This is a genomic window from Rouxiella chamberiensis, assembly GCF_026967475.1.
GTDB lineage: Bacteria > Pseudomonadota > Gammaproteobacteria > Enterobacterales > Enterobacteriaceae > Rouxiella > Rouxiella chamberiensis.
Window position 1 is genome coordinate 248,197 of sequence record NZ_CP114058.1, and the last position, 20,491, is coordinate 268,687.

Annotated in this window: 15 protein-coding genes and 4 pseudogenes; 12 read left to right on the top strand and 7 right to left on the bottom strand. The window is 55.1% G+C overall.

Going from position 1 to position 20,491, the window contains the following annotated elements; translation table 11 throughout:
* Positions 1–351: 351 nt before the first annotated feature.
* The 7 genes and pseudogenes from O1V66_RS01150 to O1V66_RS01180 all read left to right on the top strand — a co-directional run bounded on the left by O1V66_RS01150 (position 352) and on the right by O1V66_RS01180 (position 7,329).
* Positions 352–1,380, top strand: a complete 1,029-nt coding sequence (locus O1V66_RS01150; RefSeq protein WP_045047532.1) for a sulfate ABC transporter substrate-binding protein — start codon at positions 352–354, stop codon at positions 1,378–1,380.
* The gene (cysT, locus tag O1V66_RS01155; RefSeq protein ID WP_045047531.1) at positions 1,380–2,210 is read left to right on the top strand and encodes a sulfate/thiosulfate ABC transporter permease CysT; all 831 of its coding nucleotides are present in this window, start codon (positions 1,380–1,382) and stop codon (positions 2,208–2,210) included. The genes O1V66_RS01150 and cysT overlap by 1 nt, the downstream gene beginning before the upstream one ends.
* Positions 2,210–3,085 carry a sulfate/thiosulfate ABC transporter permease CysW gene (gene cysW / locus O1V66_RS01160; RefSeq protein WP_045047530.1) on the top strand — a complete coding sequence of 292 codons (876 nt, stop codon included), beginning with the start codon at positions 2,210–2,212 and terminating at the stop codon, positions 3,083–3,085. Before cysT ends, cysW begins: the two co-directional genes overlap by 1 nt.
* Positions 3,075–4,168 (top strand): annotated as a pseudogene (cysA, locus tag O1V66_RS01165) (sulfate/thiosulfate ABC transporter ATP-binding protein CysA). The gene cysW and the pseudogene cysA overlap by 11 nt, the downstream one beginning before the upstream one ends.
* A gap of 143 nt (positions 4,169–4,311) precedes the next feature.
* Entirely contained in the window at positions 4,312–5,193 is an 882-nt protein-coding gene (gene cysM, locus O1V66_RS01170; protein ID WP_045047528.1) for a cysteine synthase CysM, read from the top strand.
* 116 nt (positions 5,194–5,309) lie between these two features.
* A complete protein-coding gene (locus O1V66_RS01175) occupies positions 5,310–5,993 on the top strand; it encodes a response regulator transcription factor (RefSeq protein WP_045047527.1) in 684 nt (227 codons plus the stop codon).
* The gene (locus tag O1V66_RS01180; RefSeq protein WP_045047526.1) at positions 5,974–7,329 is read left to right on the top strand and encodes a HAMP domain-containing sensor histidine kinase; all 1,356 of its coding nucleotides are present in this window, start codon (positions 5,974–5,976) and stop codon (positions 7,327–7,329) included. Before O1V66_RS01175 ends, O1V66_RS01180 begins: the two co-directional genes overlap by 20 nt.
* Before the next feature lie 78 nt (positions 7,330–7,407).
* Here O1V66_RS01180 and crr read toward each other — a convergent pair whose 3' ends face one another.
* The 5 genes and pseudogenes from crr to cysZ all read right to left on the bottom strand — a co-directional run bounded on the left by crr (position 7,408) and on the right by cysZ (position 12,373).
* Positions 7,408–7,917, bottom strand: coding sequence for a PTS glucose transporter subunit IIA (gene crr / locus O1V66_RS01185; protein ID WP_045047525.1), 510 nt, complete (start codon positions 7,915–7,917; stop codon positions 7,408–7,410).
* Positions 7,918–7,964: 47 nt separating this feature from the next.
* Positions 7,965–9,692, bottom strand: coding sequence for a phosphoenolpyruvate-protein phosphotransferase PtsI (ptsI, locus tag O1V66_RS01190; RefSeq protein WP_045047524.1), 1,728 nt, complete (start codon positions 9,690–9,692; stop codon positions 7,965–7,967).
* Positions 9,693–9,844: 152 nt separating this feature from the next.
* Positions 9,845–10,102: a phosphocarrier protein Hpr gene (gene ptsH / locus O1V66_RS01195; protein ID WP_003038086.1), complete on the bottom strand. Its 258-nt coding sequence runs from the start codon at positions 10,100–10,102 to the stop codon at positions 9,845–9,847.
* A 403-nt stretch (positions 10,103–10,505) separates the two neighbouring features.
* Positions 10,506–11,471, bottom strand: coding sequence for a cysteine synthase A (cysK, locus tag O1V66_RS01200; protein WP_045047523.1), 966 nt, complete (start codon positions 11,469–11,471; stop codon positions 10,506–10,508).
* A 154-nt stretch (positions 11,472–11,625) separates the two neighbouring features.
* Positions 11,626–12,373 (bottom strand): annotated as a pseudogene (cysZ, locus tag O1V66_RS01205) (sulfate transporter CysZ).
* Between the two features lie 347 nt (positions 12,374–12,720).
* Here cysZ and zipA point away from each other — a divergent pair.
* The 3 genes and pseudogenes from zipA to O1V66_RS01220 all read left to right on the top strand — a co-directional run bounded on the left by zipA (position 12,721) and on the right by O1V66_RS01220 (position 16,238).
* Complete coding sequence (gene zipA, locus O1V66_RS01210) at positions 12,721–13,821, top strand: cell division protein ZipA (RefSeq protein ID WP_045047521.1); 1,101 nt, start codon at positions 12,721–12,723, stop codon at positions 13,819–13,821.
* Between the two features lie 100 nt (positions 13,822–13,921).
* Positions 13,922–15,951: pseudogene (gene ligA / locus O1V66_RS01215) on the top strand (NAD-dependent DNA ligase LigA).
* 5 nt (positions 15,952–15,956) lie between these two features.
* A complete protein-coding gene (locus O1V66_RS01220) occupies positions 15,957–16,238 on the top strand; it encodes a DUF3820 family protein (RefSeq protein ID WP_241481384.1) in 282 nt (93 codons plus the stop codon).
* Positions 16,239–16,254: 16 nt separating this feature from the next.
* Here O1V66_RS01220 and O1V66_RS01225 read toward each other — a convergent pair.
* Positions 16,255–17,282: pseudogene (locus tag O1V66_RS01225) on the bottom strand (bile acid:sodium symporter family protein).
* A 95-nt stretch (positions 17,283–17,377) separates the two neighbouring features.
* Between O1V66_RS01225 and O1V66_RS01230 the strand changes: the two are divergent.
* Positions 17,378–18,307 carry a LysR family transcriptional regulator gene (locus O1V66_RS01230; protein WP_045047518.1) on the top strand — a complete coding sequence of 310 codons (930 nt, stop codon included), beginning with the start codon at positions 17,378–17,380 and terminating at the stop codon, positions 18,305–18,307.
* Here the strand turns inward: O1V66_RS01230 and O1V66_RS01235 are convergent.
* Positions 18,290–18,832, bottom strand: coding sequence for a nucleotidyltransferase family protein (locus O1V66_RS01235; RefSeq protein ID WP_045047517.1), 543 nt, complete (start codon positions 18,830–18,832; stop codon positions 18,290–18,292). The genes O1V66_RS01230 and O1V66_RS01235 overlap by 18 nt on opposite strands.
* 242 nt (positions 18,833–19,074) lie before the next feature.
* Here O1V66_RS01235 and eat point away from each other — a divergent pair, with 242 nt between their 5' ends.
* A complete protein-coding gene (gene eat / locus O1V66_RS01240) occupies positions 19,075–20,484 on the top strand; it encodes an ethanolamine permease (protein WP_045047516.1) in 1,410 nt (469 codons plus the stop codon).
* Positions 20,485–20,491: the final 7 nt, after the last annotated feature.

Consider the following 20,491-nt stretch of genomic DNA (forward strand, 5'->3'; position numbering starts at 1 on the left):
AGTCTCTCCGGTCACTGACGTAGGTGACCGGATATTTCCTCCCGAACGCCGGGCCTTTGTGCTGTATCCGCCTTTTTTAGCAGCCCTGTTCAGGGCATATCGTCCTTCCAGCCCGTTTTTCTGAAGTTCCGCTGACTGCAATTCCCCCTTGATGTGCATGGCTTATAGCTTTTGATGCTTGCAAATCACCAAACGATATATAAAACCGTTACTGGTCTTCACCGAGTTATAAATACACTGTCGGAACGGATGATTGAAACCGCCTTGCTCAATGCGGCGCTTTCACTCATCCGTGATAAACCCGGACGGTGCTTTTTTACGTCCTGAACCGCTTCCTTGACAGGGCAGAGAATGACAAACACATCGGTAAAGAATAGGGCGTTAAAAGGTGCGTGTGCCTTGCTGCTGATTGCCGGTGGGATGGCTTCTGCCTCTGCAACCGAATTGCTCAACAGTTCCTACGATGTCTCGCGGGAACTGTTTGCCGCGCTGAATCCGCCGTTTGAACAACAGTGGGCGCAGCAAAACAACGGCGATAAACTCGTAATAAAACAGTCGCATGCGGGGTCGTCCAAACAGGCGCTGGCTATCCTTCAGGGATTGAAGGCCGACGTGGTGACCTACAATCAAATCACGGATGTGCAGATTTTGCACGACCGCGGGGATCTGGTTGCGGCTAACTGGCAAAGCCGTTTACCGAACAACAGTTCGCCGTTTTATTCGACCATGGCGTTTCTGGTGCGCAAGGGAAACCCCAAAAATATTCACGGCTGGGACGACCTGACGCGCGACAACGTGAAACTGGTGTTTCCTAATCCGAAGACGTCGGGCAATGGCCGCTATACCTATCTGGGTGCCTGGGGCGCGTTCAATCTCGCCGATAACAGGAATGTGGCGCAAACGCGCGAAAAAATGGCCCGGCTTATCGGGAATGTCGAAGTGTTCGATACCGGCGGGCGCGGCGCAACCACGACTTTTGTCGACCGCGGGCTGGGCGATGTGCTGATCACCTTCGAATCCGAAGCCAACAATATTCGCGACCAGTATGGCGCAGACAAGTATGAAGTGATTATTCCGCCGGTCGATATTCTGGCGGAGTTCCCGGTGGCCTGGGTCGATAAAAACGTGGCCCGAAACGGCACCGAAAAGGCAGCGAAAGCTTATCTGAACTATTTGTGGAGTCCTGAAGCGCAGAAAATCATTACCCGTTTCAGCTACCGCGTGTATGACAAGCAGGTCATGGAACAGGCGAAGGGGCAATTCCCGCCGACCCAGCTGTTTAACGTTGAAGATCAATTTGGAGGATGGCCAGAAGTGATGAAAACCCATTTCGAAACCGGCGGTGAGCTGGATAAACTGATCGCGCAGGGACATCCGTAATGCTGTTGTCTACCAAACGCGTATTACCCGGCTTTACCCTGAGCCTCGGCAGCAGCCTGCTGTTCGTCTGTCTGGTTCTGCTGTTGCCGCTCAGCGCCCTGATTATTCAGCTGTCGCACATGACGCTGGCCCAGTATTGGGCCGTCGTCACGGATGCACAGGTAGTGGCCGCCTATAAAGTGACCCTGCTGTCTGCGGGTGTCGCCAGCCTGTTCAACTGCTTCTTCGGCATGTTGATGGCATGGATCCTGACCCGCTACGAGTTTCCGGGCAAAACCATTCTCGACGGCCTGATGGACCTGCCTTTTGCACTGCCGACGGCGGTTGCCGGTCTTACGCTGGCGGGCCTGTTTTCGGTCAACGGTTTTTACGGCCAGTGGCTTGCGCAGTTCGACATCAAGGTGGCCTACACCTGGCTCGGAATTGCCGTGGCAATGGCATTCACCAGCATTCCTTTCGTGGTGCGCACCGTGCAGCCCGTGCTGGAAGAGCTGGGGCCGGAGTACGAAGAGGCCGCCGAAACGCTGGGTGCCTCCCGCTGGCAGAGTTTCCGCCGCGTAGTGTTGCCCGAACTGATGCCGTCGCTGATGGCCGGTACGGCGCTGTCATTCACCCGCAGCCTCGGCGAATTTGGCGCGGTTATTTTCATCGCCGGAAACATTGCCTGGAAAACCGAAGTGACCTCGCTGATGATTTTCGTGCGTCTGCAACAGTTTGACTATGCGGCGGCGAGCGCCATTGCTTCCGTGATCCTTGCCGCTTCGCTGATTCTGCTGTTTGCCATCAACACCTTGCAGAGCCGCTATGGCCGTCGTCTGGGAGGCCAGTAATGTCACAGGTTTCGCAATATGAAGACACGGCCCCGCGCCGTATCGACTGGCTGAAATGGTCCCTTATCGGCCTCGGTACGCTGATTTGCGTGCTGCTGCTGGTGGTGCCGTTGATAACCATCTTCGTCGAGGCGTTGTCTGACGGCGTCGCGGCGGTGGGTAAAAATCTCGCCGATCCGGATATGCTGCACGCCATCTGGCTGACCGTGCTGATTGCGCTTATCACGGTGCCGGTCAATCTGGTGTTTGGTACGCTGCTGGCCTGGCTGGTGGCGCGCTTCGATTTTCGCGGCCGTCAGTTGCTGCTCACGCTGATCGATATTCCGTTCGCCGTCTCGCCGGTGGTCGCCGGTCTGCTTTATCTGTTGTTCTATGGCAGCAACGGACCGCTGGGCGGCTGGCTGGACGCGCATAATCTGCAAATCATGTTTGCCTGGCCGGGCATGGCGATGGTGACCATTTTCGTGACCTGTCCGTTTGTCATTCGTGAACTGGTGCCGGTGATGTTAAGTCAGGGCAGTCAGGAAGATGAAGCCGCCGTGCTGCTTGGCGCGTCCGGCTGGCAGATGTTCCGCCGTGTTACGCTGCCGAACATCCGCTGGGCGCTGCTCTACGGCGTGGTGCTGACCAATGCGCGTGCAATTGGTGAATTCGGTGCAGTGTCTGTGGTGGCCGGGGCGATCCGCGGCGAGACTTACACACTGCCTTTACAGGTTGAATTATTGAATCAGGATTACAACGTCGCCGGCTCCTTTACCGCCGCTGCGCTACTGACCCTGTTGGCAATCGTCACACTATTTCTGAAAAGCGGTTTGCAGTGGCGCCTGGCGCGTACCAACGACCGTCTTGAGCGGGAGGGAAACAATGAGCATTGAAATTAACGGTATCAACAAGTTTTTTGGTCGCACCAAGGTGCTCAATGATATCTCGCTCGATATTCCTTCCGGCCAGATGGTGGCGCTGCTCGGGCCTTCCGGCTCGGGGAAGACTACCTTGCTGCGCATTATTGCCGGTCTGGAAAACCAGAGTTCGGGCAATCTGAGCTTCCACGGCAAAGATGTGTCCCGGTTGCACGCGCGTGACAGGCAGGTAGGTTTTGTGTTCCAGCATTATGCGCTGTTCCGCCATATGACCGTGTTCGACAACATCGCCTTTGGCCTGACCGTCCTGCCGCGCCGCGAACGTCCCAACGCCGCCGCCATCAGGCAGAAGGTCACCAAACTGCTGGAGATGGTGCAGCTTGGCCATCTCGGCAACCGTTTCCCGGCCCAGCTTTCCGGGGGCAGAAGCAGCGTGTGGCGCTGGCCCGTGCGCTGGCGGTCGAGCCTCAGATTCTGCTGCTCGACGAACCTTTCGGCGCGCTGGATGCGCAGGTGCGTAAAGAGCTGCGCCGCTGGCTGCGTCAGTTGCATGAAGAGTTGAAGTTCACCAGCGTCTTTGTCACCCATGACCAGGAAGAGGCGATGGAAGTGGCCGACCGCGTGGTGGTGATGAGTCAGGGCAATATCGAGCAGGTGGGCGCACCGATTGAAATCTGGCGCGAGCCGTCTACCCGTTTCGTGCTGGAATTTATGGGCGAAGTGAACAAGATTGGCGGCGAAATTCGCGGCTCGCAGCTGTATGTGGGCCAGCATCACTGGCCGCTGTCGATAACGCCGCTGCATCAGGGTCAGGTCGATGTGTTCCTGCGTCCGTGGGAAATGGACATTACGCCGCAGGCAACCGCCCGTTGCCCGCTGCCGGTGCAGGTGCTGGAGGTCAGTCCGCGCGGCCATTTCTGGCAGTTGACCGTGCAGCCGCAAGGCTGGCATGACGAGCCGATTTCCGTGGTGCTGAACGAAGTCTCCGATAATCGTGCACCACAGCGCGGCGATCGCTTCTTCGTGGGTGGGTTGAATGGCCGTATTTACGCAGGCGATCAACAATTGCAGTCGGTTGAATTGGCGAGAACGGCTTAATAGTTTTAATATTCTTAAACTTTAATTATTATGCTTAAAAAAGGGCGGTGATTACCGCCCTTTTTATCGTCTTATAAACAACTATTCATTTTAGTATAGGGTCTATATCCGAAAGATATATCCAACTGAAATAAGGCAGCCACGTGAGCACGCTCGAACAATTTATCGGTAATACGCCTCTGGTGCGTTTACAGCGACTGTCAAAGGATCTTGATAGCGAAATTTGGGTCAAACTGGAAGGCAATAACCCGGCGGGATCGGTCAAGGATCGCGCCGCGCTGTTTATGATTGAACAGGCCGAAAAGCGCGGCGAAATCCGGCCCGGCGACACGCTGATTGAGGCGACCAGCGGCAACACCGGCATCGCGCTGGCGATGATTGCGGCGGTGAAAGGCTACAGACTCAAGCTGTTGATGCCCGAAAACATGAGCATGGAAAGGCAAGCCGCGATGCGCGCCTACGGAGCCGAACTGTTGCTGGTCAGCCGCGAGCAGGGCATGGAAGGCGCGCGCGATTTGGCGCAGGCGATGGCCGGGAAAGGCGAGGGCAAGGTTCTCGACCAGTTCAACAATACCGACAACTCGCTGGCCCACTTTATAACCACCGGTCCCGAAATCTGGCAGCAGACAGCAGGGCGCATTACGCATTTCGTTTCCAGCATGGGCACCACCGGCACCATTTCGGGCGTCGGGCGCTATTTAAAGGCGCAGCGCCCCGAGGTGCAGATTATCGGCCTGCAACCTGCCGAAGGCAGCAGCATTCCGGGCATTCGCCGCTGGCCGCAGGCTTATCTGCCGGGCATTTATCGCCCGGAGCTTATCGATGAAGTGATAGACATGGCACAGACGGAAGCCGAAGTGACCATGCGTTTGCTGGCGCAGCAGGAAGGCATTTTCTGCGGCGTGAGTTCAGGCGGTGCGGTAGCGGGCGCTATCCGTGTTGCACAACATAATCCGGGGTCGGTGATCGTCGCCATCATCTGCGATCGGGGCGATCGCTATCTCTCCACCGGCGTTTTTGGTTAAATACGCTGATATTCTGTTGCCGAAGTGGGTTAAAGAGTAAAAATAGAGTAAATGAGGCTGCGGCGTGACAGGATAGGGGTAAAAATGAGCGCAATTTTGTTAGGCGGAAAAAAACCATGAAAATTCTGTTAGTCGACGACGACCTCGAGCTGGGCACGATGCTGAGCGAATACCTGATTGCCGAAGGCTTTGATGCCAATCTGGTACTGAGCGGCAAGGCGGGCGTCGAAGGCGCCATGTCGGGCGAATACAGCGCCATGATCCTCGATATCATGCTGCCGGACATGAGCGGTATCGACGTGCTGCGTCAGGTGCGCAAAAACAGCCGCCTGCCGATCATCATGCTGACCGCCAAGGGCGACAACATCGACCGCGTCATCGGTCTCGAGATGGGCGCCGACGACTATATGCCGAAACCCTGCTATCCGCGCGAGCTGGTGGCGCGTCTGCGTGCCGTCCTGCGCCGCGTTGAAGAGCAGCAGGATACCCATTCCGACTCTTCCAGCATTACCTATGGTGATCTGACGCTGAACCCGGCGACCCGCAGCAGTGAATGGCAGGGTGTGGCTTTTGACCTGACCGCCTCCGAGTTTAATCTGCTTGAATTGCTGCTGCGTTCTCCCGAGCGCGTGGTGTCGAAAGACGAGCTGTCCGAAAAGGGGCTGGGCCGTCCGCGTGAAGCCTACGACCGCAGCATTGACGTGCATATCAGCAACATTCGTCAGAAGCTGGCTTCGCTCAACGGCGGTGACGTAATGACTATCGAAACGGTGCGAAGCATTGGCTATCGAATCAGATAAACGCCTGCGCGGCAGGCTGTTCTGGAAAATACTGCTGGGTTACTGGGTGACATTTATCATCATGACCCAGCTGTTGTGGGCGGTATTCACTTTTTATTACCACCACGAACCGCCAGAAAGCGGCATTGCGCGGCGCTTTGTCAAAATGCAGGTGACCTCGGCGGTGTCAACCCTGCAAAGCGGCGGTCTGCCTGCCCTGAATGCCATGATGGCAAAATGGCCCGAGGATGACCGGCATTTACTGACGATAGAACCTTCCATGATTCCGGTGCAGGGACAAACCCTTAGCGATCTCGAACCCGGAAAAACGCCCGATGAAATTGTCGAGTTTGTGCAAACGCCGAGCGGACAGGGCTATCGCCTGCATTATAACGTCGAAGGTCTGCTCGACAAATATCGACCCGAACGAGAAAAACACGTGTTTAATATGCCGCCTCCGTTTTTATGGATAGGAGGCATTGGTGGACTGCTGTTCAGCGCCATGCTGGCCTGGAATCTAACCCGTCCGATGCTGCAAATGCGTCAGGCGTTTGGTCGCGTGTCGCAGGGCGATTTGTCGGTGCGGCTGTTCTCCACCATGGGGCGACGTCACGATGAACTTTCCGAGGTTGCCCGCGATTTCGACTCGATGGCGGAGCGGTTGCAGGTGCTGGTCAAAGCCCGTGAAGAGCTGCTGCACGATGTGTCTCATGAATTGCGCTCGCCCCTGGCCCGTTTGCAGTTGGCCATTGGTCTGGCGCGGCAGAATCCGCAAAATGTCGAAACCTCGCTCAAGCGTATCGAGCATGAGGCAGGGCGGCTGGACAAGATGATTGGCGAACTGCTGGCGCTGTCGCGCACCGAACACAGCATCATGCCCGACGAAGAGTATTTCGACCTCCACGGACTGGTCGAGGCCGTGGTCAACGATGCGCGTTACGAAGCGCAGTTGCCGGGCGTCGAGATTGTGCTGAAGTGCAATGAACAGAACGAAGAAGACTATACCGTCAAGGGCAATGCCGAGCTGATGCGTCGCGCCGTGGACAATGTCGTGCGCAATGCGCTGCGTTTTTCGGCCAGAGGGCAGACTATCAACGTGTCGCTCACTTCCCGTGAGGATTATCTTTGCGTCGAAGTGGCGGATCAGGGGCCGGGCGTCGAAGAAGACAAGCTCTCGAGCATCTTTGATCCCTTCGTGAGAGTGATGTCCCCGCTTTCAGGCAAAGGCTACGGCCTTGGGCTTGCGATCACCCGCAAGGTGATGGTGGCGCACCACGGGAAAATCGAAGCGCGTAACGGCTCGCCGAGAGGGCTTATTATCGACCTCAAGGTGCCGCACTGGAAAAGTCTGGTGTAAAGCGGCAGTCCGCTTTCCGGTTTGCAGAAAAAAGGCAAAAAAACGGCGCAATCAGCGCCGTTTTTCATTGGAAGCGAATCACTTTCTGATGCGGATGATCGGGGTCTCACCGACAACAACGCTACCAGACAGCTTAATCAGCTCTTTAATCTCATCCATGTTAGAGATAACAACCGGAGTCAGGGTCGACTTGGCTTTTTCTTCCAGCAGGGCCAGATCAAACTCGATAATCAAATCGCCTTTCTTCACGCGCTGCCCTTCCTCGGCGATGCGCTTGAAACCTTCACCCTTCAGCTCGACGGTGTCGATACCGAAGTGAACAAACAGCTCGATGCCGCTGTCGGATTCGATTGAGAAAGCATGGTTAGTTTCAAAGATTTTACCGATGGTACCATCAACAGGTGCGACGATTTTGTTGCCCGCTGGTTTGATGGCGATACCATCACCGACGATTTTCTCGGCAAAAACCACATCGGGTACATCTTCAATATTGACAATTTCACCAGACAGCGGCGCAACAATTTCAATTGTACCGACGTCTTTCTTATCATCAGAAACCAATGATTTTAATTTATCGAACAAACCCATGATCTTCTCCTAAGCATTAATTTGGGCAGCTTTCCAGCAACGCGCAATTAGCAGAGTGTTTTCTCTTCAATGAATTTGTTGACCAAATTCATCAACTCTTGCGCCGTAGGTTGGGCTAGAGCCTCTTCTGCCAGCGCCTTCACATCTTCGAAGTTTGTATTACGAATAATTTTCTTGATGCGTGGGATTGAGATAGCGCTCATGCTGAACTCATCCAGACCCATGCCCAATAAGAGAAGTGTAGCACGTTCGTCACCTGCTAGCTCTCCACACATGCCCGTCCACTTTCCTGCGGCGTGTGAGGCATCGATAACCTGCTTGATAAGGGCAAGCACCGAAGGGGACATCGGATTATAAAGATGAGAAATCAGTTCATTACCGCGATCTACTGCCAGAGTATACTGGGTAAGGTCATTTGTACCAATACTGAAGAAATCGACTTCTTTCGCCAGATGGTGAGCGATAACCGCAGCCGCCGGTGTTTCCACCATCACGCCCACTTCAATCGTCTCGTCAAAGGCTTTGGCTTCGTCACGCAGTTGCGCTTTCAGCAGTTTCAGCTCGGCGTTCAGCTCGCGCACTTCTTCAACGGAAATCACCATCGGGAACATGATACGCAATTTGCCGAACGCGGAAGCACGCAGAATCGCACGTAATTGGTCGTGAAGGATTTCCTTGCGATCCAGACAGATACGAATGGCGCGCCAGCCCAGGAACGGGTTCTCTTCCTTCGGCAGGTTCATGTACGGCAACTCTTTGTCGCCGCCGATATCCATGGTGCGCACAATAACAGCCTGTGAGCCCATCGCCTCGGCCACGGCTTTGTAGGCCTGGAACTGCTCTTCTTCGGTCGGCAGGCTGTCGCGGTCCATAAACAGGAATTCGGTACGATACAGACCCACGCCTTCCGCGCCGTTGCGCTCTGCACCGGCGACGTCGCGCACGGTACCGATGTTGGCGCAGACTTCAACCTGATGGCCGTCAAGCGTGATAGCGGGCAGATCTTTCAGCTTGGCCAGCTCGTCTTTTTCGCTGACATACTGGCTGTAATCGGCTTTCAGCTCTTCGATAACTTCCGGCGTCGGGTTGAGATAGATTTTATTGTTTACGGCGTCGAGAATCAGATAATCGCCGTTTTTCACCTGCTTGGTGACATCACTGGTGCCAACGATGGCCGGGAGTTCCAGAGAACGCGCCATGATGGAGGTGTGCGACGTACGGCCGCCCAAATCGGTGATGAAACCCAGTACCTTGTTCAGGTTCAGCTGCGCGGTTTCGGAAGGGGTCAAATCGGTGGCAACCAGAATCACTTCATCCTGAATGGAGCCGAGATCGATGATGGGCATGCCCAGAATATTGCGCAGCAGGCGTTTGCCGATGTCGCGCACGTCGGCGGCGCGCTCTTTCAGGTATTCGTCGTCAAGCTCTTCCAGCGCCTTGGCCTGGCCTTCGATAACGGAGTAGGCGGCGGCGTCGGCAGAGGACTTGTCATCTTTGATGAGGGCTATGATTTCTTGTTCTAGCTCTTCGTCTTCCAACAACATGATGTGGCCTTCGAAGATGGCTTCTTTCTCTTCACCGAAGGTCTCGCCGGCTTTGGTCTTGATCGTTTCCAGCTGTGCAGAGGCTTTCGCACGGCCAGACAGAAAACGTTCAACTTCCTGATCGACTTGCTCAGGAGAGATTTTTTTCCGGTCGATGACAATTTCATCTTCCTTCAGCAACAACGCCTTGCCGAAAGCAATACCGGGAGATACTAAAATGCCTGAAATCATAACCCTACCTTTCTGTTGACTGGTGTTAACTCTTCGGAAACCGTTCAGGACATTGTTACAGCATTAAGTTTTTATACTTGTAAGTGATTGACTTAAAAGGTTTAAGACTTAGAGAGTAAAACGTCCTGTTACTGTCTCTCTGACCAAGCTTCTTATTCGAGCTCTGCCATCAGTTTTACCAAGTGCTCGACGGCTTTCTGCTCGTCTTCGCCTTCAGCGGAAAGGGTCACCACGGTGCCCTGAGTCAGACCCAGAGTTTGCAGCTTGAACAGGCTTTTGGCGCTGGCACTTTTTCCGTTCGAGGTCACGGTAATGTCTGAAGTGAAACCTTTTGCTTCCTTCACAAATTGTGCAGCAGGACGAGTATGCAGACCATTTGGAGCAGTAATAGTGACTTCTTGCTGGAACATTGATGTTTCCCCAACTTAATTTAAAGTAATGTTGTGGAGCTAAAGTTTAGTCCATAGACCTTGCTTTAGCCTGTGAGATTCGCACCTGATGATGGTTCAGAGGCAAACTTCGATGCAACGGGAAGAGCGAAAACCCGCATGAAGAAACAGTATTGCCAGCCCCATGCAAAATCTTTTCCGTTCCTTTTCCATTATGCCGCTATTTACCTTGCTGTAACAAATCGGTAAATCGATTCAGCCTCAGGCAATTGTATCAGCGATTAATTTTATGCAGCGAAATAATTGATGGGTTAAATACTAAACCTGGCAGGTAAAATCAATCACGAACTGCACCAAACTTTGATGTGGACCACAAAAAAGCACCTATCAAGGTGCTTTTTTGTTCAATGGAATGGAGATGACCTTATTGTTGCAATTCTTTTTCCGTAAACAAATCTGCAAACAATGCGGTACTCAGATAGCGCTCGCCGGAAGAGGGCAGAATCACCACAATCGTTTTGTCGGCATAGTCGGCTTCTTCGGAAAGTTTCACCGCCGCCGCGACCGCTGCACCTGAAGAAATACCGGCCAGAATGCCTTCTTCCTCCATTAAACGACGCGCGTAATCCATTGATTCATCATTGGTAATCAATGAAACGCGGTCGATAAGCTCCAAGTCCAGGTTGCCTGGAATAAAGCCCGCGCCGATACCCTGAATCTTATGTGGACCCGGCTTGACTTCCTGACCGGCCAGCGTCTGGGTAATGACCGGCGAATCGGTAGGTTCCACGGCAACCAGCGTAATGCTGCTCTTCCTACTTTTCAGAAAACGCCCAGCCCCTGTAATGGTGCCGCCGGTTCCTACACCTGCAATCAGCACGTCAACGTCACCGTCGGTATCTTCCCAGATTTCAGGACCGGTGGTTTTCTCGTGGATAGCCGGGTTTGCCGGATTGCTGAACTGCTGAAGGATAAGATAACGGTTCGGATCGCTTGCCTGAATCTCTTCGGCCTTGGCGATGGCACCTTTCATGCCCTTGGCACCTTCGGTCAGCACCAGATTGGCACCCAGTGCTTTCAGCAGCTTGCGACGCTCGACGCTCATGGTTTCGGGCATGGTCAGCGTCAGCTTGTAGCCGCGCGCGGCCGCCACGTAGGCCAGTGCGATACCGGTGTTGCCGCTCGTCGGCTCGACAAGCTCAATGTCTTTGGTCAGGACGCCGCTTTTTTCGGCTTCCCAAATCATGTTGGCGCCGATACGACATTTAACACTAAAGCTCGGATTGCGTGATTCGACCTTGGCGAGAATGCGGCCATTACCGATACGATTCAGGCGCACCAGCGGCGTATGGCCGATGGTTAATGAATTGTCTTCAAAGATCTTGCTCATAACCGTGTCTACCTTATGTCGTAATCTTTTGATGATATTGTTATGAAATTAAGAGGAATCCACAAAAAGCATACTCGAACGTTTACCCCAGTGAAGTAAACAATTGGTATATGTTATGTGTTTCCGAAATAAGTTTTTATTTTAGTACAAAACCCTAACGCCTGACGTGCACATCGCGGTAACGATCGACCCACATTGCCGTCGCCCCGCACACCGCCACCGGCAAAATCAGCAGATTCAGCACGGGCACCAGCGTAAATATGCTTACCAGCGCGCCAAATTGCAGGTTGTCGACCTTGTTGCGGCCAAGCGAGCGGCGCATGTCGGCAAAGCTAACCTTGTGGTTGTCAAAAGGGTAGTCGCAATACTGGATGCTCAGCATCCAGGCGCTGAAAAAGAACCACAGGATCGGGGCCAGGGTTTGGCCTACGCCCGGAATAAAATGCAGAATCAGCAGCAGCAGGGCGCGTGGCAGGTAGTAGGCCAGCTTTTGCATCTCGCGCTTCATGATGCGCGGCAGATCTTTCATGATGCCCCAGATGCCGCTGTCGGGAATGGATTTTCCGGTCAGACGGGCTTCGAGCTGCTCTGCCAGTAATCCGCTGAAAGGCGCGGCAATGAGATTGGCAAGCGTGCTGAAGAAGAAGCTGAACACCAGCAGCACGGAGGCCACGGCAATCGGCCAGATGAGGTAGTCCAGCCAGCGCAGCCACTCGGGAACATGGCGCATTAGCGCGGGGATCCATTCACCCAATCTATTAAACAACCACCAGAAACGCGCCGCCCATCAGCACCACGTTGACCAGCAGCGGGATAATCACGAAACGGCGAATTCCAGGCAGGGAGATGAGTTTCCAACCCTGGGTAAAATAGTGCACTCCATTGACATCGGATGACGACATAAAAGAAATTTTCTCTCTCTATTGAATAGGCTGGGCTATCATATCGATATGATTTTGCACTGACTAGGCACTTGTTGGCTGAAAAATAGTCAAAAAGGATGCAACAATCATCTTTATTAGCATAAAACTGTGTCCAGACTTGCACTTATCAACTCAGCCAAATAGAGTTAGATAGGTGAATGTTTGCCGCGTTGGCAATGAATTATTACCCAAAAGCATTCGAGACGCGGGTAGGCGGCAATCACACGTATTCCTGGGAGCTTAGCCAACTAAGTGATTAGGGTAAGTGGAAGAAGCCGACGCCTTGTATTTCGAAGGATGATGGATAAAGAACAACAGAGATAGCAATGATGCAGGACTTGCGTCTGATATTAATCGTTGTTGGTGCGATCGCCATAATAGCGTTGTTATTGCACGGTTTGTGGACCAGCCGTAAAGAACGCTCTTCGCTTTTTCGCGATCGTCCAGCTAAACGAGTGAAAAAAGAACGAGAGCAATCCCCGAACGAAGACTTCGTTGATGGGGTGGGAGAAGTGCGCGTGCGCTCGGCCCATCCACATGACGAACCTACGATGGGAAGCTATGACGAAGCTGAGAAGTTTGCCCCGATGCATGCCGATCCCAAGCGCGCACTGCAGGCACCTGCCCAGCCTCAGCCGGCCCAACATCAGCCAGCACAACCTCAACCTGCGCAGCATCAGCCAGGCCAGCCGTCGCCGGTTCAGGCCCAGCCTGATGCCCAGCGACCAGCCCAGCAGGCACCGCAGCAGCGTCCCGCGCCTTCACAGGCACCGGTTCAGCCGCCGCAGCCAGCCGCACATTACGATGACCCGCTGTTAAGCGGCTACTCGGCGGCCGATACTGCCTACGCGCCAGCCGAGCCTGTTGCTCAGCCTGCCCGCGAGCATACGGCACCTGTGCCACCGGCTGAAATCCATGCCGACGCTGCACCTGCCGCGCGCGCCGAACCTCAGCCTTTCGCGCTAGCCGAGCCTGAAGAACAGGACGAGCCGGTGAGAGAGAAACTGAAAGAAACGGTTCTTGTGCTGCACGTTGCCGCACATCATGGCGGTGTCATTGGCGGTGAAGTCTTGCTGCAAAGCGTCTTGCAGGCCGGTTTCCAGTTTGGTGCGATGAACATCTTCCATCGCCACGTCAGCCCTTCCGGCAGCGGTCCCGTGCTGTTCAGTCTGGCCAACATGGTGAAACCGGGTTCCTTCGACCCCGAGAATATGTCTGATTTCTCGACCCCCGGCATTACGCTGTTCATGATGGTGCCCTGCTTCGGCGATGCCCATCAGAACTTCAAACTGCTGCTTCAGTCTGCCCAGCGCATTGCTGACGACGTGGGAGCCGTAGTGTGGGATGACGAACGTCGGATGATTACGCCGCAGAAGCTCGAAACCTATAAAGCGCGTATCCGCGAAGTGCTGGAAAATACCGCCTAGTTCTTCGCTCACGCCGCAGGATGAGCTAAAATCTGACACACTTCTACTAACCCTCGCATGTTGGCATGTCGAGGGTTTTTTATCTTCAAGATGGTGAGCCATGGCCTCAATTCAAAATCAGATAGACACACTGCGCGCCCAGCTGCGTCATCATGAATACCAGTATCACGTGCTGGATGCCCCCGACGTTCCCGATGCCGAATACGACCGCCTCATGCGCGAACTGCGCGCGCTGGAAGAAGCGCATCCCGAACTCGTCACGCCAGATTCGCCAACGCAACGCGTCGGGGCCGCGCCCATCTCCGCCTTTGAACAGGTCAGGCATCAGGTGCCGATGCTGTCACTGGACAACGTGTTCGACGAAGCCAGCTTCCTGTCTTTCTATAAACGCGTGCAGGACAGACTGAAAGTCACCACGCCGTTGACCTTTTGCTGTGAACTCAAGCTCGACGGGCTTGCCGTCAGCCTGCTTTATGAAAACGGCGAGCTGGTGCAGGCCGCCACGCGCGGCGACGGCACGACCGGTGAAAATATCACCACGAATGTGCGCACCATCCGCGCCATTCCGCTGCGCCTCAGCGGTGACAATATTCCTGCTCGACTCGAGGTGCGCGGCGAAGTGTTCATGCCGCAGCCAGGTTTCGAGGCCTTGAACGAAGAGGCGAGACGCACGGGCGGCAAGGTGTTTGCCAACCCGCGCAATGCGGCGGCAGGCTCCCTGCGTCAGCTGGACCCGCGCATTACCGCCAAACGTCCGCTGACCTTCTTCTGCTATGGCGTCGGCGCGCTGGACGGCGGCACCTTGCCGCCCAGCCACCTAGGTCGTTTACAGCAGTTCAAACAATGGGGCTTGCCGGTCAGCGACCGCGTGAAGCTCTGCACCGGCAGCGAAGAAGTGCTGGCGTTTTATCGCCAGGTTGAAGCTGACCGTCCGCAGCTGGGATTCGATATCGACGGCGTAGTCGTTAAAATCGATGCGCTGGATACGCAGGAAACGCTCGGCTTTGTTGCCCGCGCGCCGCGCTGGGCCACGGCGTTTAAATTCCCTGCACAAGAGCAGATTACGCAGGTCAAAGACGTTGAGTTTCAGGTAGGCCGCACGGGCGCGATCACGCCGGTGGCACGTCTTGAACCGGTGCTGGTGGCGGGCGTGATGGTCAGCAATGCCACGCTGCACAATGCCGACGAGATTGAACGTCTGGGCCTCAAGATTGGCGATACGGTTATTGTGCGCCGTGCGGGCGACGTGATTCCCCAAGTGGTGGGCATCATTGCCGATCGTCGGCCGGAAGCGGCGCGCGAAGTCAGCTTCCCGACGCACTGTCCTGTCTGTCATTCCGACGTCGAACGTGTAGAGGGCGAAGCGGTTGCCCGCTGCACCGGCGGACTGTTCTGCGGCGCGCAGCGCAAAGAGGCGCTGAAACACTTCGTGTCTCGCCGCGCGCTGGACGTCGATGGCATGGGCGACAAGATTATCGACCAGCTCGTCGAGAAAGAGTACGTCAAGAATCCGGCCGACCTGTTTCGTTTAAGTGCGGGCATAATGACCGGTCTGGACCGCATGGGGCCCAAATCGGCGCAGAATCTCGCCTCGGCGCTCGAGAAGGCCAAATCAACCACCTTTGCCCGCTTCCTCTATGCGCTCGGCATTCGTGAAGTCGGCGAAGCTACGGCGGCAAATCTGGCAGCCCATTACGGCACCATCGACGCGCTGCGTGCGGCCGACGTCGAGTCGCTGAAACAGGTGCAGGACGTCGGCGATGTGGTCGCAAAACACGTGGTCAATTTCCTCGCCGAAGAGCATAACCAGCAGGTCATTGACGAGCTGCTCAGCCCTGAAATCAACGTGCACTGGCCAGCGCCGAAAGTGATCGTTGCCGAAGAGATTGACAGTCCTTTCGCGGGTAAAGTGCTGGTGCTCACCGGGTCGCTGTCGATTTTATCCCGTGACGAAGCCAAGGATCGCCTGACGGCGCTCGGGGCGAAAGTGACCGGCAGCGTGTCGAAAAAACCGACATGGTGATCGCCGGTGAAGCGGCGGGCTCCAAGCTTGCGAAGGCACAGGAGCTGGGGATTGCCGTTATTGATGAACAGGAAATGATCCGCCTGCTGGATCTCGGTCAGGGGTAATCAGGATGGAAAAAGAGAATCTGATCGACATTGCCAATACGGTCATGCCTTTCGGTAAATATCAGGGGCGGGTATTAATCGACCTGCCTGAAGAGTATTTGCTGTGGTTCGCCCGAAAGGGCGAATTTCCGGAAGGGAAACTAGGCATGCTGATGGAAATGGCGCTCGCCATTAAAATCGAAGGTCTTCAGGATTTGCTGACCCCGCTGAAACGCGGGGCCAATGCGGCATCGTCCCCTCAGAAGATGCCGTATAACGAAAAGTATTCAGACAACGACGAGCGCTAACCTCGCGCCCAGAGTTTTAGTTTACTTTTGCCTGCGTCTTGACGGCGGGGGCTGCCTGCTGCAGCTTTTCGTTTTCCAGCTTTAGCTGTTTGTCGTGATAGCGCTTGGCGAGTACGGCGCAAATCATCAGCTGAACCTGATGGAAAATCATCAGCGGCAGTACCATCATGCCGATTGCGCTGACCGGGAACAGAATATTGGCCAGCGGAATGCCGTTGGCCAGACTCTTTTGGAACCACAGAAGACGATGGTGATTTCGTCGGCTTTCGAGAAGCCCATCCAGCGCGCCATATAGGTGTTGAAAACAATCACCAGTGCGACCAGCACGATACACACCCCAACGATAAACGCGAACGATCCCAGCCCAACCTTGTGCCAAATTCCCTGCGTAACGGCTTCGCTGAAGGCGGTATAGACCACCAGCAGAATCGAGGTGCGGTCCGTCTTGCCAATGATTTTCTTATGCTTATCGACAAATTTGCCAATCCACGGACGCAGCAGGTGACCGGCAATAAACGGCACCAGCAACTGCAATACGATGTGCCACACCTGATCCAGACTGCTGCCCGTATCGCCCTGAACATGCATCAGCACGCTGACCAGCAGCGGGGATACAAATATACCCAGCAGGCTGGACGCCGACGCGCTGCACACGGCGGCGGCTACGTTACCGCCTGCCATCGAGGTAAAGGCAATGGCCGACTGCACGGTCGCAGGCAGTACGCAAAGGTAGAGGAAGCCGGTGTAGATCTCGGGGCTGACATCGACCGGATGCCACCACTGGAACAACAGACCCAGAATCGGGAACAGGATAAAGGTGCTGAACATCACCCAGAGATGCAGACGCCAGTTGTTGCTGCCTTCGAGAATCGCGGCCCGCGACAGTTTTGCGCCGTGCATAAAGAACAGGAGGCCGATGGCAAAGATGGTCAAGTCATTGAAGACGGTGATGTAAATGCCCTGAGCGGGCAGCAGTGTCGCTAAAATAACGGTCGCGACCAGCATCAGAGTAAAGGTATCGGGCAAAAAACGCAGGGCTTTCATGGCTGTCTCGATAATGAAGAAGTAATGCGGCTATTCTGTGCTTTTCGCGTAGAATTATAAAATTGATTTATTTAATCCATTAATGAATTATTTTCATGAACTATTCGCTCAAGCAGCTCAAGATATTTATTGCCGTGGCGCGTCACGGCAGTTTTAGCCGGACCGGCGAGATGATTGGGCTGAGTCAATCGGCCATTAGCCACAATATTAAAGAGCTGGAAGGCGAAATGGGTGTGCGCCTGCTCGACCGTACCACACGGGAAGTGGCGCTGACCGACGCAGGTCGCCGCCTTGCCAACCGCGTGGAGCCTCTGCTCGATGAACTGCACGCGATGCTGCTGGACACCCGCAGTTTTGGTACGGAGCAGAATGGCCGGGTTCGCGTTGCCTCCAGTCAAACCATCTCGGCACATCTCATGCCACAATGCATTGCCAGCAGCGGTGACCTGTTTCCTGATATTCAGATCTTGCTCAGGGATCAATCACAGCAACAGGTGCTGAACAGTGTGCGCAATGCGGAGGTCGATTTCGGCATTGTTATCGATCCCGGTTATTGCAACGATCTCGATACCGAAATTATTCTGCACGAACCCTTCCTGCTGCTGTGTCACGAAGATAATCCGCTCGCCGCGAAGGAACAGGTGCCGTGGACGGCGCTGAACGAGGCAAGGTTGGTTCTGCAGGATTATTCATCCGGCAGTCGTCAACTGATTGACCGCGCCTTTGCCGAATTATCAGTAAAAAATCAGGTTGTTCAGGAGATAGGCCATCCGGCAACGCTGTATCCGATGGTGGAAGCGGGGATCGGCATCAGCGTATTGCCTGCCCTGGCGCTGCCTCTGCCGTCGGGAAGCCGACTGGTCATCCGCCCGCTGGTGCCCGAAGTGAATCGTGCCCTGATGCTGGTCAAACGTAAAAACCGTTCTCTGTCGCCTGCTGCGCGAGCTATCTGGCAGGTGGTCAAGCAGCAGGCGCAGATTTTGACCGACAAACGCAAAAAATACGGGTTAGATTTCAATCCGTAAGTCGGGCCAGCGTGTGGTCCAGCCTTTTTCGCGTGCGCGTGAAAGCAGTATCTCGGGCATGCCGTGTCGAGGATTGGCGCTGATGGTGAAGGCAAACAGACTGTCGACGCCCAGCGGGGCGACCAGCTCGAGGGCGTCCTGCGCATTGAGCCGCACACCTATCGCCGTCTCTTTTTCTACCCAGTAGCTAATGGCATCACGCGTAGAATGATAGGGCGCACGGCCATATTTGAGATGCATGCGGGCCTGATTCTTGACCGACCACGGCAGCGCAAGCAACGCCTTTAACTGCTGTTCATGGCGGCTGTCTGTCTCGGGACTAAGGTCGTGAGGATTAAAATACACCACGTCGATATCGTTGAGCGGGGTGGTCTGCGCATGCCGATGCAGGCGATCCCACACCAGATTGCGCACAAAGCCTGCCGCGAGACACACATCGTGCAGACCCAGCGTCTGTACCGCCCGCAGCGCCCGCATCCGCATGTCATCTTGTGCAATCCATTCCAATATCTGCTGTTCGCTCATCAAATTCCCCTTGTCCTGGTCTGCCTTCATCCTAGCAAAGATAAATGACACGCCTGTGAGGATGGCCGCGAAATAGGCCCCACAATGTGGTCACGCACCGTTACAGACGCAAGGTGTGACGGCACGCGCCAAAATGAGGCACAACAAAGGTGATGCACAGGTCTTGGCCTGTCAATCCGCGCTGCATAAGTTGGTACAGCCCTTGCAGGATAGAAGCACTTCGTCACGCTGGGGAATCAAACATGCAAAAAACAACGGCAACGCCCGTGCTCAAACGCACGCTGGGCAGTTTTCATCTGTGGGGAATCGCCGTGGGACTGGTGATCTCCGGGGAGTATTTTGGCTGGAGTTATGGCTGGGCGCAGGCCGGTACGCTGGGGTTTCTCATTACCGCATTAGTGATAGCCGCGATGTACTGCGCCTTTATTTTCAGCTTTACCGAGCTGACCACGTCGATTCCCCACGCGGGCGGGCCTTTTGCCTACGCCTATCGCGCCTTTGGACCCACCGGCGGTTTTATTGCCGGATTCGCAACACTTGTTGAGTTTGTCTTCGCGCCACCGGCCATTGCCATGGCGATTGGTGCCTACCTCAATGTGCAGTTTCCGGCCATCGACCCCAAATGGGTGGCCGTGGGCGCCTATCTGGTCTTTATGACGCTCAATATTCTGGGTGTGAGCATCGCCGCCACCTTCGAGTTACTGGTTACGCTGCTTGCCATCTTTGAACTGCTGGTATTTATGGGCGTGGTCGCACCGGGATTCGAGATGGCGAACTTTACGCACGGCGGTTGGGCAGGCAGCGACACCTTTACCCCGGCGGCATTTTCGGGAATGTTTGCCGCCATTCCGTTCGCCATCTGGTTCTTCCTGGCCATCGAAGGGGCATCGATGGCGGCCGAAGAAGCCAAAGATCCACAGCAAACCATCCCGAAAGCCTTTATCGGCGGCATTCTTACCTTAACCGTGCTGGCGCTCGGGGTGATGCTGTTTGCCGGTGGCGTAGGGGACTGGAGCAAGCTCTCCAACATCAACGACCCGCTGCCGCAGGCGATGAAACTGATTGTCGGCAGTAACAGCGGCTGGCTGCATATGCTGGTCTGGCTCGGACTTTTCGGGCTGATTGCCTCGTTTCACGGCATCATCATGGGATATTCGCGGCAGATTTTTGCGCTGGCGCGGGCGGGATATCTGCCCAGGCGGCTCGCGACGGTGAATGCGCGCTTTCAGACCCCGCATCTGGGCATTATTGCCGGCGGCGTAGTCGGCATCGCCGCCATCTTCTCGGATCAGCTGATAGTGATTGGCGGCTTGCCGCTGACCGCCAATATTGTGACCATGTCGGTGTTCGGCGCCATCGTAATGTATATTATTTCCATGGCGGCGCTGTTCAAGCTGCGCCGCAGCGAGCCTCGGCTGATTCGTCCGTTTCGTGCGCCGCTGTATCCCTTTGCGCCCGCTCTGGCGCTAGTGCTGGCCTTGGTCTGTCTTGGCGCGATGATCTACTACAACACTTTACTGTTCCTGATTTTTGCCGCCATGATGCTGCTGGCCTATGCCTGGTTCAGGCTGACCCATCAGGCCCGCAGCGATGCGGCTTCCGACCCGCAGCTTAGGGGTTTAAAACCGGCTCCGGTGAAAAGCACTAAATAACCGGCTT

Coding starts and splice junctions, on each gene's coding strand:
- O1V66_RS01150 (WP_045047532.1), top strand. CDS start 352: ATGACAAACACATCGGTAAAGAATAGGGCGTTAAAAGGTGCGTGTGCC.
- cysT (WP_045047531.1), top strand. CDS start 1,380: ATGCTGTTGTCTACCAAACGCGTATTACCCGGCTTTACCCTGAGCCTC.
- cysW (WP_045047530.1), top strand. CDS start 2,210: ATGTCACAGGTTTCGCAATATGAAGACACGGCCCCGCGCCGTATCGAC.
- O1V66_RS01175 (WP_045047527.1), top strand. CDS start 5,310: ATGAAAATTCTGTTAGTCGACGACGACCTCGAGCTGGGCACGATGCTG.
- crr (WP_045047525.1), bottom strand. CDS start 7,917: ATGGGTTTGTTCGATAAATTAAAATCATTGGTTTCTGATGATAAGAAA.
- ptsI (WP_045047524.1), bottom strand. CDS start 9,692: ATGATTTCAGGCATTTTAGTATCTCCCGGTATTGCTTTCGGCAAGGCG.
- ptsH (WP_003038086.1), bottom strand. CDS start 10,102: ATGTTCCAGCAAGAAGTCACTATTACTGCTCCAAATGGTCTGCATACT.
- cysK (WP_045047523.1), bottom strand. CDS start 11,471: ATGAGCAAGATCTTTGAAGACAATTCATTAACCATCGGCCATACGCCG.
- zipA (WP_045047521.1), top strand. CDS start 12,721: ATGATGCAGGACTTGCGTCTGATATTAATCGTTGTTGGTGCGATCGCC.
- O1V66_RS01220 (WP_241481384.1), top strand. CDS start 15,957: ATGGAAAAAGAGAATCTGATCGACATTGCCAATACGGTCATGCCTTTC.
- O1V66_RS01230 (WP_045047518.1), top strand. CDS start 17,378: ATGAACTATTCGCTCAAGCAGCTCAAGATATTTATTGCCGTGGCGCGT.
- O1V66_RS01235 (WP_045047517.1), bottom strand. CDS start 18,832: ATGAGCGAACAGCAGATATTGGAATGGATTGCACAAGATGACATGCGG.
- eat (WP_045047516.1), top strand. CDS start 19,075: ATGCAAAAAACAACGGCAACGCCCGTGCTCAAACGCACGCTGGGCAGT.